Source organism: Pseudomonas sp. 10B238 (genome assembly GCF_000970615.1).
In the GTDB taxonomy this organism is placed as follows: Bacteria; Pseudomonadota; Gammaproteobacteria; order Pseudomonadales; family Pseudomonadaceae; genus Stutzerimonas.
Window position 1 is genome coordinate 133,923 of sequence record NZ_KQ033927.1, and the last position, 15,633, is coordinate 149,555.

Consider the following 15,633-nt stretch of genomic DNA (forward strand, 5'->3'; position numbering starts at 1 on the left):
CATGACCTGCTTCGGGGCGCCTTCCCGTATAGAATCTCCGCCCCCTCGCTGCTGGATCCCGCTATGAGCTCTCGCCGTCGCCGTTCGCTGGAGCGCGCCACATTATCCGATGTGGCTCGCACTGCCGGTTGTTCGCTGATGTCCGCCTCGCGTGCGCTATCGCAACCCGAACGGGTGTCGGACGCCTTGCGCGAGCGGGTGATGGCTGCGGTCAAAACCTTGGGTTACGTCCCGCACACGGCGGCGCGAAACCTGGCGAGCGCACGTTCGAATCTTGTCGCTGTGATCATTCCTTCATTGTCGAACGCAGTATTTGTCGACACCGTCGAAGCTATTCAGCGCGTGCTAATGCCGGCGGGTTACGAGCTGATGATCGGCGTCAGCCATTACCATCCCGAAGAAGACGAACGCCTGTTGCGTGCCTACCTCGCGCATCAACCGGCAGGGCTGCTGGTTACCGGCTTCGAGCGCAGCGATGCCGCGCGCGAAGTGCTTGGCAGCTACACCAGTCCGATCGTGACCTTGATGGAGCTGAGCGATGGCGAGGAAGAGTACTGCGTCGGTTTTTCGCAGTTGGAAGCCGGAGCGGCCATGACCCGCAAGCTGCTCGACCGCGGCTACCGCAACATCGCGTTTGCGGCCGCGCAACTTGACCCCCGAACCCTGCAACGTGCCGAAGGCTATCGCCAGGTCATGCGCGAGGCCTCGCGTTACGATGCCGCACTTGAGGTGCTCACACCGCAGGTTTCATCCATCGGGCTGGGCGCCGAGTTGCTCGATCGGTTACTGGCGCAGCATCCAGAAATCGATGCGATCTTCTTTAATAACGACGATCTGGCGTTGGGCGCACTGTTTCGTGCTCGCCAGCTGAACTTGGCCGTGCCGGAGCGGCTGGCGGTTGCCGGGTTCAACGACTTGCCGGCCGCGGCCTGGATGCACCCGGCGCTGACCACGGTCCGCACCATTCGCGGCGAGATTGGCAAGCTGGCTGGGCAAATGTTGCTGAGCCTGATGCGCGGCGAGTCGCCACCGCAGCGGCGTATCGATGTAGGTTTTGAAGTGGTGATGCGCGAAAGCGCATGAGTCAAACCGGCACGCATTGCACGTGCCGGCCGATCTGGCATTTAAGCGGGCAAATCAGTCGGCCTGCTGCGCCGCCGTAACCTGCTGAGCGATCTCGATCATTTGTTCGCGCATCCAGCGGTTGGCCGGATCCTGATCGGTGCTCTCGTGCCAGTAGATGTGTGTCTCCAACGGCGGGATATCCACCGGCAGTGGCACCTGATACAGGTCATGACGCCGGGCGAAACGCTCAGGGACGGTCACTGCCATATCGGTCTGCTGAATCACCTGGGTGGCCATCATGTAGTGCTGCGAGCGCAAGGCAATTTTGCGCTGTTGCCCCATCTTGCCGAGTGCCAGGTCAACCATGCCGAGCCCGCTGCGCCGGCTGGAAATATGAATGTGCGACAGCGACAGGTATTCCTCGACGCTGAGCTTGTCCTTCGCCAGCGGGTGGCCGCGGCGCATGGCACAGACGTAGCGGTCCTCCAGCAGCTTGACGTGGCGCACCTGCGGATCGGTGTTCAGCGGTGCGTCCATGGCGAAATCCAGGCGTCCGGCCGCCAATTCCTTCGTGGTTTCGCGGCGCTTGGCGAGCATGCTTTCGATTTTCACGTTTGGCGCCAGTCGACGCAGGCGCTGGAACAGCGGCGGCAGCACCACGGCCTCGGTTAGGTCGGTCATGCTGATTCGAAAGGTCTTGTTTGCCTGCAACGGGTTGAAGGTGCGGCTTTCCTGCACCGAGACGCGCAGCAACTGCAGCGCGTTGCGCACAGGGCCGATGATGTTCTGCGCCATCGGCGTCGGCACCATGCCTTGCGCGGTGCGCACAAATAGCGGGTCGTTGAAGGTTTCCCGCAGGCGGGCCAGGGCGTTGGAAACGGCTGGCTGGGTGATGCCGACGATCTGCCCGGCACGGGTCAGGTTCGCTTCGGTGTAAATGGCATCGAAGACGATGAAAAGATTCAGATCGACCTTGTTCAGGTTCATTGTTGTGCTCTCCGGCGTGTATCGGAATTCGCCGATCATATATCGGTGATGAATGTTTATACACGAGGAAAATAGCTTAGATAAATCACCAGGCCTCCTCTAGCATTCAAAACTACAAAACATTACCTGCCAGAAGGTTGTCGCCCATGGATTTCGCCTACTCCCCGAAGGTTCAAGAGCTGAGAGAGCGCGTGCAAGCGTTCATGGATGCTCACGTCTATCCCGCCGAAAAGGTCTTCTATCAGCAGGTCGCCGAAGGTGATCGCTGGCAACCGACCGCCATCGTCGAGGAGCTTAAGGCCAAGGCAAAAGCCGAGGGCCTATGGAACCTGTTTCTGCCAGATTCCGAGCTGGGCGCCGGGCTGACCAACACCGAATATGCGCCGCTGGCAGAAATCATGGGCAGCTCGGGCCTTGGCCCGGAGGCATTCAACTGCTCGGCGCCGGACACCGGCAACATGGAGGTGCTGGTTCGCTACGGCAGCGAAGCGCACAAGAAGCAGTGGCTGGAGCCGTTGCTGCGTGGCGAGATCCGTTCGGCCTTCGGCATGACCGAGCCAGGCGTAGCTTCGTCCGACGCCACGAACATGGAAGCCCGCGCTGTTCGCGAGGGTGACGAATGGGTCATCAATGGTCGCAAGTGGTGGACCTCCGGTGCCTGCGATCCGCGCTGCAAGGTCATGATCTTCATGGGCCTTACCAACCCTGATGCGCCGCGTCACCAGCAGCATTCGATGATCCTCGTGCCGATGGACGCACCGGGGCTGAAAGTCCTGCGTCCGCTGCCGGTGTTCGGCTACGACGATGCCCCGCACGGCCACGCTGAAGTGCTGCTGGAAAACGTTCGGGTGCCATACGAGAACGTGCTGCTGGGTGAGGGCCGTGGATTCGAGATTGCTCAGGGCCGCCTCGGCCCGGGCCGTATTCACCACTGCATGCGCTCCGTCGGTGTAGCCGAGCGCGCATTGAAGCTGATGTGCGAGCGCTCGGTGAACCGCACGGCGTTCGGCAAGCCGCTGGCGCGACTGGGTGCCAACCTTGACCACATCGCTGAGTGCCGCATCGAGATCAACATGGCGCGCCTGCTGACGCTCAATGCCGCGTACATGATGGACACGGTGGGCAACAAGATCGCGGCGAGCGAAATTGCGCAGATCAAGGTTGTGGCGCCAAACGTTGCGCTGAAGGTGATCGACCGCGCTATTCAGATTCATGGTGGTGCCGGTGTGTCCGAAGACTTCCCGCTGGCCCACTGGTGGGCCATGCAGCGCACCCTGCGTCTGGCGGACGGCCCGGACGAGGTACACCGCGCTTCGATCGCCAAGCATGAACTGGGCAAGTACTTCCCGCGGGAAATGTTGCGTAGCCGCTGACAGTTAGCTGGCGTTACCAAGAAGGCAGAGCCGTAGAACATGGCTCTGCCTTTTTTATGTTTGTTTTTTGCCTGCAAGCGGGATATGGAGAGTTAGCTTGCGTCTGCCGGCACCTGCGGTGTGGTGGCGTTGGTTCGCGAGCACGCTCGGCCCAGCAGCAGCAGCAGCAGACGGCTCGGATCGCCAGCAAGCTGGCTCCTACAGGTGAACAACTGAGTCGCTTTTGTAGGAGCGAGCTTGCTCGCGATCAGGGGGCGAGAGTTGGCAGAGATCACCAACGCACCAGTAGCCCGGACCTACGAGCTTCGCTTCTCAATGTAAGGACCATGCTCAATTCATCACGGCGCAACCGTCGTCAGATCCGGCGGTGTGTTCTGACCGTAGGTGCTGCTAACCAGTCGTCGATACCGCCGGTAGGCCCGTTCATAGCTCTGAACTGCGCTGGGTTCAGGCTCGACCGCGGTTGCCTCGTCAAAACTGACGCAGCGCTCGCAAAGGGCTGCGAGGCTGGCATGCGAATCGCTCTGTCTCGCATGGCACCATGCAGCCTGAATTGCACCGCCGAGCGCAGCGGCCTCGCTATGGGCGGTACAGACCACCGGTGTCGCCATCATGTCGGCAACCATCTGCCGCCACTGCGGACTCTTCGCGCCGCCGCCGATAAGTTGGATACGTTCGCTGCGAATCCCGCTTTCCCGCAACAGATCCAACCCATAGCGCAGGCCAAAGGTTACGCCCTCGACCACGGCACGACAGAGATTGGCCCGAGTCAGGTTGTCTGCAGTCAGGCCGTGCAGGCTGGCTGTGGCCTGGGGCAGGGCAGGTACGCGCTCGCCATTCAGGAATGGCAGCAGGGTGACGCCGTCGGCTCCAATCGGCGCCTGCGCCACCAGGACATTGAATTGATCGAGGTCGAGCTGCAGCAGATCGCGAATGGCGCCGTTCGCGTTGGTCAGGTTCATGGTGCAGATCAGTGGCAACCAGCCGCCGCTGGACGAGCAGAAGGTGGCGACTGAGGACTGCGGGCTGATCCGGGGTTCTTCTGCGAATGCGTACAAGGTGCCGGAGGTGCCGAGGCTCATGGTGATCGCGCCTGGGCTGATATTGCCGGTGCCGATAGCGCCCATCATGTTGTCGCCGCCGCCGCTGGCCACGAGCGCCTGAGGATTCAGGCCCAGCTGGGCGGCCAGTTCAGGGTGTATTCGCCCGGCCGGCTGGTAGGGCTCGATCAGCTCGGGCAGTGCGGCTTCGAGCCGGCCCGTGGGATCGATCTGGCGCAGAATGGTGTAATCCCATTGCCGGGAGCGGACATTGAAATAACCCGTCCCTGACGCGTCGCCGTATTCGCTGGTACAGCGTCCGGTCAGCCAGTAGTTGAGGTAGTCGTGGGGCAGCAGGATATGGGCGATGCGTTCGAACAGTTCGGCATGCTGCTCCTTCATCCACAAGAGTTTGGACACCGTGTAGCCAGGGGCGATGACGACCTGACTCAAAGCAGACGTCGGTGACCGGCTTGTCGTTGTCCAGCAGCAGCTCGCAGGACTTGCTGATGCGAAGGCTGTTGACGAACTCGACATAACAGCGGCCAGTGGCGCGTTTGAAAAAGCGTGAAAAATAGGTGGGCTTCATGCCCAGGTGACTCGCGACTTCTTCGAGCGGCAGTTCGCGCATGTAATGGTCGAAGATGTAGTTGACCGCCATGTTGGTGCGGTCGGCGTGTTGCTCATCTCCCAGCTGCGACGAGGTGGCGCCGGAGAGCAGCTGATAGTCGTCGCAGCTGGCCAGCAGCTCTAGCATGATCAGGAAATAACCGAGGCGGGTGGCCCCGCCGCTGCCGGCGACCCGATGCATCAGCCTGCTGGCCTCGGCAATGGTCTGCGGACAGCGGTACTCGATCCCATAGCGTGAACGCTCGAGCATCGGCGTCAAACTGCGTAGTTCGGAAAACACGTTGTGGCCCGCTTCGAACAGTTCGTCGGTGAAATTGACGAGCATGTCGCGCTTGGAGACCACTTCACCCTCATCGACCTGGCTGATCCAGTTGTGTGGCAGATTCGGGCCGGTCAGGAACAGGCTGTTGGGACCGAAATTGCCGACATAATCCCCAACGAAGACCTTGCCCGAACTGGCGACGATCAAATGCAGTTCGTATTCCTTGTGGTTGTGCCAGCGCACCAGCGGGCACGGAAAACCATGCTCACGGTAGATCAGCGAGTTGCCGTGGTGATCGTCCATCAGTTCGTAGGATGGGTCGGAGATCTTTAACGCTTTCATGCCCGGTTCCGTCCTTATTGTTGTCCCCTTGGGGTTATAGACGTTCGCGCTGTTGTGGCCAACCGTCAGACAATTTCGTATCGGTAGGGCAGGTCCGGGCCGCGACGGGAACAGGTGATTGCCGCTGCCTGAACGGCAAACGCCAGCATGGCCTGCAACTGGTCGCGCTGAATCTGAGCGAGGGCTGCGGCTGTATCCAGCTTGTGTTCGTGCAGGTAGCTGAGCAGCGCGGCCTGGAAAGTATCGCCGGCACCCACCGTATCGCGCACGTTCACAGGTTTTGCCTCCACATAAAACTCGCCCTGGCGGCGGCTGAACAACTGTGCGCCTTCTCTGCCTCGGGTCAACACCACCAGTTCGCAGCCTCCTTGCAACCAGCGCCGGGCGATGGATTCGGGGGTTTCGCCGGGATAAAGCAGAGCCAGATCCTCATCGCTGACCTTAATGAGATGCGCAAGCGCAGCGATCGCCTCGACACGCTCGCGCCAGCGGGCCAGGTCCGGTTCGACGTTTAGGCGAATGTTGGGATCGAAGGAAATAAGCCGGCGCTCGCTTTCGCGGCGGACCAGCGACAGCAGGGTGTCGGCGATCGGGGCGGTAACGATGGAGTAGGAGCCGACGTGAATGCCGCGGATCTCATCGCTGAGCGAGGCGAGATGCTCGTCGCGTGGGAGTCGATCGGCACAGCCTTCGCCGCGAAAGCTGTAGACGGGTGAACCGTTGGCACCCAGGGCGACCATCGCCAGTGTGGTGGGTGCATCGAAGTCGATCAGATAGCGCGTATCGACTCCTTCGTCCTCAAGCACTTGCCGCAGTTGCTGCCCCAAGTGGTCTCGGGACATGCCCGTGAGCAAAGCCGACGGCGTCGCGAGGCGGGAGAGGCCGACCGCTACGTTAAAGGGCGAGCCGCCAGCCACCGCGTCGAGACTTAAGCGGTTGCGCAGGGTGCCCCCGGGCGCTACAAAAACGTCGAACAGGGCTTCGCCACAAACCAGATACATGATCATTTCCGCTGCTGGAAATCGTTTGAGCTTAATCGTGCCCGTCACGACGTAACAGTACGCCGCAGGCTATCGATCGATACGATTTTGCACAGGTGCGCCGTCCTTAATACACCCATACTTCGACACGGCGGTTCTTTACGCGACCGCTATGCGTGTTCGAGGCTACTGGAAGTTCGTCGCCTAAACCGTTGATTTCTCTGACGAGTATTCCGCCCCGGGCGAGCTCTCTACGAACCGCCATGGCGCGAAGTTTGGAGAGCAAAGCGGTACGCGCCGGGTCGCCCCGAGCGTCCCCGAATCCAACCAGGACCGCCGCGCTCATCGTTTTGTTGGTGCTCTGCAGGTACTCGATCAGCCGCTCGACGTCACGTTGCGCCTTGTTGTCCAAGCGCGCGCTACCTTCCTCGAAGCGGAAGTTAACCGTCAGACGCTGCGCCTGGCTGGCGAGGTCTTGGTACGGCTGCGGCATGCCAGGCGATGGAGATAGGGTGATCGCGTTGATGGCTTGCCCGATGTAGCCCGACTTGGCGACGATGGCTTGGCCAGCAGCACTGTGCACGAAGCCTAGAAAGGTTCGGGTCCACTCCGACTGCTGAGCCGGGTTCGCATAGAAAAACAACCGCCGCGACAATGGATAGTCCTCGGTCGCCACCAGTGCTGTGCTGGGTAGCATGGGCTGCGAATCACCGTCTGCTATTGCCAGTGCGCGGGCTTTACCCACCGATGCGAGGCCGACGAAACCGATCGCGCCGGGGCGACCACTGACCATCTGTGAGAGTTGGTCATTGGATTCATAGCGGGCGGCATCGGCGGCCAATGTCTTCCCCTGCGCTCCGAGCACCAGCTCCTTGAAGGTGTCGAAGGTGCCGGACTGGTCATCCCGCGCGTGCAGCTCCACAGGTATATCTTTGCCGCCGAGCGCTTTCCAGTTGCGGATTTCACCGGCAAACAGGTTGGCGACCTGCTCAACGCTCAGTGAGGAGACTGGGTTGTCGGGGTTGACGATGATTGCCAGCCCGTCGATCGCAATCACCTGCTCGGCTGCTGCGCTGCGCAAGTCGCCGATGGCAGAGAGACTTGCATACTCGCTGTCCTTGATGGGGCGCGAAGCAGCCGCGAGATCGGAGGAGCCGTCTTTAAGCCCGGCGAAACCGGTGCCGGTGCCGTGTGCTGCAACAAGGGCATGAACCGCTCGGCCGGAGCTGTCGATGGCACTGATGCGCTGTTCGTTCTCCTTGCCGGCCGGGCTGATTCGCACCGAACTCAGGCCCTGCGCTTCGAAGAGGCCGGCCAGCAGCATCGGTGCGAGCTTCGCACCGACCGTGTTTGATCCCTGAATACGCAGGACCGGACTGTTGTTGACGGGGGTAGCCAATGGCTCGCCTAGCGCGAGCGGGCTGGCGCAAAGTAGGCCGAAGGCCCACAGGCGCAGCGCCCGTTTTCCCTTGCCGCTTACGGACGCTGAACCTGTCATGCGATGACTCTCCCTTTTAAAGAAGCGGGGAGATTAAGACGCTTTGCTTACCGTTATGTGACAGTCGACGGCGGCGGGTCGAGGTTGTCGATCAGATCGCAAAACTATGTGCAGGCTCGCCCAACCTGCGGCATCAGCAGCATGATCATCACCGCAGTGCGATCCACACGGGGCAGTGGTCCGAGGGTTTTTCCATGCTGCGGATGTCATAGTCGACACCGCAATCTGTCACGCGCTCATGCAAGCCTGCAGTGGTCAGGATCAGGTCGATGCGCAGCCCTCGGCGTGGGTCATCTTCAAATCCGCGGCTGCGGTAATCGAACCAGCTGAAACGATCGACGACTTCAGGGTTGAGCGTACGGAAGCTGTCTTGCAATCCCCAGTTCTTCAGGCGAGCTAACCACTCGCGTTCTTCCGGCAGAAAGCTGCATTTGCCGGTGCGCAGCCAGCGCTTGGCGTTCACCTCCCCAATGCCGATGTCACTGTCGTCGGGCGAGATGTTGAAGTCGCCCATCACGGCTACGGATTGCTCCGGGGTAAAGCGCTCTTCGAGCAGCGCCTGAAGATCTGCGTAGAACTTGGTTTTGGCGGGAAACTTGGTGGGATGAATGCGGCTTTCGCCTTGTGGGAAATAACCGTTCATGACGGTAACCGGCTCGCCGTTGGCATCGGCAAAGCGGCCCCAGATGAAACGCTTCTGCGATTCTTCGCCGTCGCCGGGAAAGCCTTTGTGGATCTCAAGTGGAGCCTGTCGAGATAACAGCGCGACACCGTAGTGCCCTTTTTGGCCGTGAAAATGAACGTGATAGCCAAGGGCTTCGATTTCGGCTTGAGGAAACTGCTCGTCCGCAACTTTGGTTTCCTGCAGACCGATCACGTCGGGCTGATGCTTCTCAATAATGGCAGAAAGCTGATGAGGTCTAGCTCTTAAGCCATTGATATTGAAAGAAACAAGCTTCATCGGCAGCGACTCCGGCAAAACCGCGATTCTACTGGTATGGCGGCGCTACGGCGAGCCGTAATCATCAATTCGGTTCTCGTCCGGCAGGACTCCGATACGGGTGCTAACGTGAAACAAGCTCCGAGGACATAACAAGAGAACTGCCATGCCGATGACTGCAGAAGTACGAATGCTCGACAGTGGTTACGCCAGGGAAATACGCTCGCTTCTGTACAACGCTTACCGACACGAACCGACCTTCGCCTATCTGTTCGAAGCTGATCGCCCCGGCTACGAGCAGCGTGTCCGCGCAACCGTCCGCGAGCTGGTCAATCAGCACCTGCTGCAGGATCAGCCCGCGCTTGGGCTGTTGCTCGATGATCGGCTGATCGCTGCCGCGCTGATTGCGCCACCGCAGCGTCGGCTGGACATTACCGAAAGCTGGGCCTGGCGAATGCGCATGCTGCTCACAGCGGGCTTTCGCTGTACGCGGCGTTACCTTGATTACCACGCCGCGGTGCTGGGTTGTCTGCCGCCGGGCTCCTATCATGTATTGCCGCTGATGGCGGTTCATCCCAAGTGCCAGGGGCAACACTACGGCGAACAGCTGCTTGAAGCGCTGCATAACTGGTGTGCTGCGGACTCGGCATCGGAAGGCCTCGTGATCGACACTGGCAACCCGCGCTACCTGCACTTTTATGAACGTCAGGGTTACCAGGACATTGGCCAGGTGGCGATCGGCCCGGTCGTTGAGCATGTGTTCTTCCATCCGGCGCCGCGACAGGTCGAATCATCTACTGCATAGAGCGAATTTTGCGCCGGGGCGACAGTCCTACTGATGTTGTTCCAAGAAGTGCTCCCATGCTCTCGTCTGACGCTGTATATGCCGAGCTACACGCATCGACACTTCGCCAAAGCCCAGTGCGCAGCGTGCTAGCATCCTTGGCCATGCCTATTTGTCTCCTTCGCCGTGTCGTTCCGACAGGCCTCATGTTGTGCTGTGCATCAGCGGTGTACGCAGCTGAACTCGACGTCAAGCTCACGCCATCAAACGATGCGCTGCGGGAAAACGTCGAGAACTACATCGGCGAGCTAGGCGATCGCAACGAAGAAGAACTGCTGCGCTACAGCCGTATCGCCCAGGAGCAGGCGAACAAAGCCCTCCAGGCGTTGGGCTATTACCATGCTGAAATCGAAACCAGGGTCACCGATGGGGAAAATCCGCAGTTGGCGCTGCGAATCAAGCCCGGCGAGCCGGTTCGTCTGCGAGATATCAAGGTGCAGGTCAACGGACCGGCCGCCGAACTGCAGACGTTTCGGGTGCCGCGCAACACCTTGAAACCAGGCGCTGTGCTCAATCACGGGCAGTACGAAGCAGTCAAACAACGGATTCTCAACCAGGCCTCGCGTTATGGGTTTTTCGACGGACATTTCGAGCGCCAACGTCTGGAGATCAACCCCGACACGAATACCGCTGACGTCGAGTTGGTCTTCAACAGCGGGCCGCGCTATCTGCTCGGCGATGTTGGGTTCGAAGGTGACTCGCCGTTTGACCCGGATCTGCTGGCGCGGATGGTGCCTTTCGAACCCGGCACGCCGTATGACTCGGAGCTGATTGCCGAGCTCAACCAGGCGATGCAGTCCAGCGGCTATTTTGAAGGTGTGCGGGTCGATGCCAATCCGGCCAACGCCAACCAACAGCGCATTCCCGTCGCGGTGCAGTTGACCACGCGAGAGCCGCGCACGCTCGGACTTGGCTTGGGCTATTCGACCGACGTCGGTCCGCGTATACGCTTCGATTTCACCCGTCATTGGGTCAACCCGCAGGGCCACAGCTACGGCATCGAGTCCGAACTGTCCGCGCCGCGGCAGAACGTCGGCTTCTTCTATGACGTGCCGCTGGACCCACCGTTGACCGACAAACTGCGCTATGCGGCTGGCTATCAATACGAAGAGCTGAGCGACAAAGACAGCCTGAGTCGACTACTGACGGTTGGCCCCGAGTGGCACCGCAGGTTGCCCAGCGGTTGGCAGCGCGTTTGGGCATTGAAGTGGCGCCATGAGCAGTACGAGCTGGGCGATGATTCGGGGGTCAGCACCTTGCTGATGCCTGGTGTGGCCTACAGCTTTCTGCGCAGCGACAACCGCCTCGATCCCAGTCATGGCTATCGCTTGAGGTTCGAGCTGGGCGCGGCGAAGGAAGGCGTGTTCTCGGACGCTGATCTGGTGCATGCCAACGCGACGGTCAAGGGCCTGACCACGCTGGGCGCTCGGCATCGCTTTCTCGGGCGGGTGGAAGTGGGCGGCAACTGGACGGACGAATACACCAACGTGCCGCCATCGCTGCGCTATTTCGCCGGTGGTGACCAAAGCGTGCGGGGCTACGACTACCAGAGCCTGTCACCGACCAACTCCGATGGCGACCGAATCGGCGGGCGTTACCAGCTCGCGGTCAGCGCCGAGTACCAGTATTCACTGACCGAGAAATGGCGCCTGGCGACCTTTGTCGATCAGGGGAATTCGTTCAACTCGTTAGAGCTGCCGAGCCTCAAAAGCAGCGTAGGTGTCGGCGTGCGCTGGGTCTCGCCGGTTGGGCCGATTCGCGTGGATCTGGCTCATCCGCTGGATGGGGAAGGCGGTGTTCGGTTGCATTTTTCCATGGGGCCGGAGCTTTGAGGCGTAGTGCGAAGATAGTCAGCTGGGTACTGCTGTTTCCGTTGGCCCTGCTCATGGCCATCGTTCTGGCGGTTGGCCTGCTGGTTGGTACCGAAGCCGGTAGTCGTTGGGTGTTGGGCAAATTCCCTGGGCTGCAGGTCGAAGCATTCAGCGGGCGTCTCGGCGGCCGTTGGCAGGCGGACGGTCTGGTCTGGGAACAAGATCGTCGTCGGGTCGAGGTGGCGTCGCCGCAGATGAGCTGGTCGCCCAGTTGCTTGCTGCGTAAGACCCTTTGCATTGAAGAGCTGGTCACTGGCGATATCGATCTGCGGTTTCCTCCTGCTGACGAAGAAGAGACAGCAAGCGAGCCCTTTAAATTGCCTGAGCTTGATCTGCCGCTCGAGCTGCGCATCGAGCGCGTCGACATCGGTGCGGTCAATCTCAACGGCGTTCAACAATTGCAGGGGGCCGAACTGCAGGCAGACTGGGACGAGCAGGGGCTCGCCATCAGGTCTTTGACGGTTCGCCGTGATGACGTTGTGCTCGAACTTGCGGGCCGCCTGCTGACCAAAGCCGACTGGCCGCTGGCGCTGGAGGGGACCGCGGCGATCCGCTCGCCAAACGCGCAGCCCTGGGCGTTGAAGTTCGAGGTTGATGGCGAGCTGCGCGAACGCCTGGTGGTCGACTTGCAAAGCCAGGGCTACCTGGACGCCAAACTCAGCGGCTGGGTGCGCCCGCTTGAACCGGACGTGCCAGCAAATCTGCTGTTGGCGTTGGAGAATTTCAAGGCCGCACCGGAGCTGCCAGATGCCTTGCGTCTGGAGGCGCTGGAGCTGACCGTCAAAGGCGATATGGAACGGGGCTATCGCCTGGACGGTAACGGGGCCCTGCAAGGCGAGGGCGGTGCGGTGGCTGTTGCGCTGAACGGCCTGGTGGATAAGGTGCACGCAGAGATCGAGGCCTTTACCCTGGATGCGGGCGAGCAGCAGGGCGTCGACTTGAGCGGTGCCGTTAGCTGGCAGGACGGTCTGGATGCAGAAGCCCAGTTGGCTTGGCGTAATTTCCCATGGCGCCGCCTCTATCCCGATATTGAGGAACCACCTGTTGCGCTGCGAACCCTCGATGCGCAGATCCAGTATGACGACGGTAACTACCTCGGGAATTTCAATGCTGCGCTGACAGGCCCTTCCGGTGATTTCACCCTGCAGAGCCCTGTCAGCGGCAACCTCGAAGTGGTGCACCTGCCGCAGCTGGAACTGCGAGCCGGACAGGGCAGGGCCGAAGGAAACCTCAGCGTCGGGTTCGCAGACGGCGTCGACTGGACGACTCGGCTTAAGCTGAGCGAATTCGATCCGTCTTATTGGGTCGCGGAGCTGCCAGGGCAGATCGGCGGCACGTTGAGCAGTAGCGGAGCCTTGCGAAACGAAAATCTGCAGGCTGAGGCCGCTCTCGACTTGAACGGCACGTTGCGCAAACAGCCGCTCAAGCTTCAGCTACAGGCGAGCGGCGAAAACGCCACCTGGAACCTGCCGACGGTCGATCTGCGTCTTGGCGACAACCGCATCCAGGGCAGTGGCCGCTGGGCTGAGAAGCTTGAGGCGAACCTGGCGCTCGATCTCTCGCGTCTGGGCCAGCTTTGGCCTGACCTGAGCGGCAAACTGACGGGTAACCTCGACCTGGCAGGCACGCCAGACGCACCTCAGGGAAAGCTGGCGCTGAGCGGCGCTGATGTTGCGTTCCAGAACAATCGAATCCAGCGCTTGCAATTTGCTGCCAGTCTCTTGGAGGGCGAGCGCGGCCAGCTCAGCCTGGACGCAACAGGCTTACAGGCCGGAGCGACCGAAGTGGGTCAGTTGCAACTGAGCGCCGAAGGCACGCAAACCGACCACCAGGCGAGCCTGCTGCTGCAAGGGCCATTGCTCGACTTGTCGTTGGCGTTGACCGGTGGGCTCGAAGGTGGCGATTGGCGGGGCCGGTTGGTAGAAGCCGAACTGGATGCCCAGGGGCAGCAGTGGGCCTTGCGGGACCCAGCGACCCTGCAGCGCCTGGAGAACGGCCGGATTACGTTCGGCGCGCACTGCTGGCTCTCAGGGCAAGCCACGCTGTGTGCCGACGATCAGCGGCTGCAACCTGACCCACAGTTGCGCTACCGCCTGCGCGACTTTCCGCTCGAGTCGCTTGCTGAATACCTGCCGGACAATCTGATCTGGCAGGGCGAAGTCAATGCTGATCTAACGCTGGATCTGCCGAGCGCGGGTCCAAGCGGGTCTATCCGTGTCGACGCCGGCCCAGGCATGTTGCGCATGCGCGACGGTGAGCAGTGGCTCGATTTCCCGTACCAGACCTTGTCGTTGACTAGCCAACTAGCCCCGAAACAGGTGGATAGCAGGCTGCGATTCGAGGGAGGTGATCTTGGCGATCTGGATGTCCGACTGCAGGTAGACCCCAGTGGTGAGGTCAAGCCAATCTCTGGCAATTTCCAGCTAAGCAACTTCGATCTGTCTGTTATCAAGCCTTTTGTTGCGCAGGTCGAGCGACTCGACGGACAACTGAACGGCAATGGCCAGATCTCTGGCACGCTGCAACAGCCGCAGATCAACGGAGAGCTGAGGCTTACTGAAGGCGAGATCGCGGGCGCTGAGCTGCCGGTCAGCTTCGAGCAGCTGCAGGTCACGGCCATCATCGACGGCGAGCGGGTTCGTGTCGACGGTGACTGGCGCAGCGGCGAGCAGGGCCAGGGGCAGATTGCGGGAACGATCGATTGGGCACAGGCGCTGGACCTCGATCTGCGAATCAGCGGCAGTCAGTTGCCTGTGATAGTCGAGCCCTATGCTGAGCTCGAAATCGCGCCCGATCTACGCATTCAGTTGGCTGACGAGCAGCTGGCCGTAAGCGGGAAGCTTCGTGTGCCACGCGGCGAAATTACTGTCCGCGAGCTGCCGCCTTCGACAGTGAAGGTGTCTGAGGATGCGGTCATCGTCGGCGCCGAAGCGGAAGAGAACAAGCCACCCATGGCCATTCGCATGGATGTCGACGTTGAAGTCGGGCAGGACAGGCTGCGCTTTTCCGGCTTCGGTCTAACAGCGGATCTTGCCGGCTACCTGCACATAGGCGACGACTTCGATGCACGTGGTGAGCTCAGCCTCAACAAGGGTCGTTACCGCGCTTACGGTCAGCGTCTGACGATCCGTCGCGCCCGGTTATTGTTCACGGGTGTGCTGTCGCAACCCTACCTGGATATCGAAGCCATTCGGCGTATCGAAGACGAGAATGTCATTGCGGGCCTGCGTATTACCGGCAGCGCAGAGCAGCCACGCGTCGATGTATTTGCCGAGCCCGCCATGAGCCAGGAACAGGCATTGTCCTACCTGGTGCTTGGCCGGCCCCTTGGCGCCGAGACTGGTGACAGCAATCTGCTGGCGCAAGCGGCCCTTGGACTCGGCTTGGCCGGCAGCGCCTCGATCACCGGCAACGTCGCGCAACGCCTGGGTATCGAGGATTTTCAGCTGGACACTGAAGGCAGCGGTACAGACACCAGCATAGTCGCGAGCGGGAAGCTAACGGATCGGCTGACCTTACGTTATGGCGTTGGGGTGTTCGAGCCCGCCAATACGGTTGCGTTGCGCTATCAGCTGACCAAGCGGATTTTCCTCGAAGCGGCCAGCGGGCTAGCCAGTTCATTGGACGTCTTTTACAGGCGCGATTTCTGATCATTCCCCCAAAATAATGCCGCGGATCGACTGGCATTGGCGCCGCGCTAGGCTACGCTCACAGGCTTCCGTATGCGGCAACCTGGCGCGGGTTCGCAGGCTGACTAACCGGTCGCTTGCTCGTCCCGCTCATACGCTGCAGATCCCACAC

General features: G+C 60.9%; 9 protein-coding genes and 2 pseudogenes. 5 read left to right on the forward strand and 6 right to left on the reverse strand.

What is annotated here, in order from left to right; translation table 11 throughout:
- Positions 1–63: 63 nt before the first annotated feature.
- Positions 64–1,083 carry an HTH-type transcriptional regulator GntR gene (locus RT21_RS00610; RefSeq protein ID WP_046161178.1) on the forward strand — a complete coding sequence of 340 codons (1,020 nt, stop codon included), beginning with the start codon at positions 64–66 and terminating at the stop codon, positions 1,081–1,083.
- A gap of 54 nt (positions 1,084–1,137) precedes the next feature.
- Here the strand turns inward: RT21_RS00610 and RT21_RS00615 are convergent, their stop codons facing one another.
- Complete coding sequence (locus RT21_RS00615; RefSeq protein WP_019339258.1) at positions 1,138–2,052, reverse strand: LysR family transcriptional regulator; 915 nt, start codon at positions 2,050–2,052, stop codon at positions 1,138–1,140.
- A gap of 146 nt (positions 2,053–2,198) precedes the next feature.
- Here RT21_RS00615 and RT21_RS00620 point away from each other — a divergent pair, with 146 nt between their 5' ends.
- Positions 2,199–3,425 (forward strand): acyl-CoA dehydrogenase, encoded by a 1,227-nt coding sequence (locus tag RT21_RS00620; RefSeq protein ID WP_045427675.1) that lies wholly within the window; start codon positions 2,199–2,201, stop codon positions 3,423–3,425.
- A gap of 338 nt (positions 3,426–3,763) precedes the next feature.
- Here RT21_RS00620 and xylB read toward each other — a convergent pair.
- The 5 genes and pseudogenes from xylB to xthA form a co-directional block, all read right to left on the reverse strand.
- Positions 3,764–4,909, reverse strand: a pseudogene (xylB, locus tag RT21_RS00625) (xylulokinase); the annotation flags it as partial.
- Positions 4,908–5,699, reverse strand: a pseudogene (locus RT21_RS00630) (helix-turn-helix domain-containing protein); the annotation flags it as partial. The pseudogenes xylB and RT21_RS00630, both read right to left, overlap by 2 nt.
- Before the next feature lie 65 nt (positions 5,700–5,764).
- Positions 5,765–6,700, reverse strand: a complete 936-nt coding sequence (locus tag RT21_RS00635) for a carbohydrate kinase family protein (RefSeq protein WP_046161179.1) — start codon at positions 6,698–6,700, stop codon at positions 5,765–5,767.
- Positions 6,701–6,806: 106 nt separating this feature from the next.
- On the reverse strand, positions 6,807–8,177 hold the full coding sequence (locus RT21_RS00640) for a substrate-binding domain-containing protein (protein ID WP_046161180.1): 1,371 nt from the start codon (positions 8,175–8,177) through the stop codon (positions 6,807–6,809).
- Between the two features lie 148 nt (positions 8,178–8,325).
- Positions 8,326–9,138 (reverse strand): exodeoxyribonuclease III, encoded by an 813-nt coding sequence (gene xthA / locus RT21_RS00645; protein ID WP_046161181.1) that lies wholly within the window; start codon positions 9,136–9,138, stop codon positions 8,326–8,328.
- Positions 9,139–9,283: 145 nt separating this feature from the next.
- On the opposite strand from xthA, the gene RT21_RS00650 reads away from it, so the two are divergent.
- The 3 genes from RT21_RS00650 to RT21_RS00660 all read left to right on the forward strand — a co-directional run bounded on the left by RT21_RS00650 (position 9,284) and on the right by RT21_RS00660 (position 15,482).
- Entirely contained in the window at positions 9,284–9,922 is a 639-nt protein-coding gene (locus tag RT21_RS00650; RefSeq protein ID WP_045427659.1) for a GNAT family N-acetyltransferase, read from the forward strand.
- Positions 9,923–10,107: 185 nt separating this feature from the next.
- Entirely contained in the window at positions 10,108–11,793 is a 1,686-nt protein-coding gene (locus RT21_RS00655) for an autotransporter assembly complex protein TamA (RefSeq protein ID WP_234463659.1), read from the forward strand.
- 53 nt (positions 11,794–11,846) lie between these two features.
- Positions 11,847–15,482, forward strand: coding sequence for a translocation/assembly module TamB domain-containing protein (locus tag RT21_RS00660; protein ID WP_046161435.1), 3,636 nt, complete (start codon positions 11,847–11,849; stop codon positions 15,480–15,482).
- The last annotated feature ends 151 nt before the right edge of the window (positions 15,483–15,633 follow it).

Coding starts and splice junctions, on each gene's coding strand:
- RT21_RS00655 (WP_234463659.1), top strand. CDS start 10,108: ATGTTGTGCTGTGCATCAGCGGTGTACGCAGCTGAACTCGACGTCAAG.
- xthA (WP_046161181.1), bottom strand. CDS start 9,138: ATGAAGCTTGTTTCTTTCAATATCAATGGCTTAAGAGCTAGACCTCAT.
- RT21_RS00610 (WP_046161178.1), top strand. CDS start 64: ATGAGCTCTCGCCGTCGCCGTTCGCTGGAGCGCGCCACATTATCCGAT.
- RT21_RS00635 (WP_046161179.1), bottom strand. CDS start 6,700: ATGTATCTGGTTTGTGGCGAAGCCCTGTTCGACGTTTTTGTAGCGCCC.
- RT21_RS00615 (WP_019339258.1), bottom strand. CDS start 2,052: ATGAACCTGAACAAGGTCGATCTGAATCTTTTCATCGTCTTCGATGCC.
- RT21_RS00640 (WP_046161180.1), bottom strand. CDS start 8,177: ATGACAGGTTCAGCGTCCGTAAGCGGCAAGGGAAAACGGGCGCTGCGC.
- RT21_RS00660 (WP_046161435.1), top strand. CDS start 11,847: ATGGCCATCGTTCTGGCGGTTGGCCTGCTGGTTGGTACCGAAGCCGGT.
- RT21_RS00620 (WP_045427675.1), top strand. CDS start 2,199: ATGGATTTCGCCTACTCCCCGAAGGTTCAAGAGCTGAGAGAGCGCGTG.
- RT21_RS00650 (WP_045427659.1), top strand. CDS start 9,284: ATGCCGATGACTGCAGAAGTACGAATGCTCGACAGTGGTTACGCCAGG.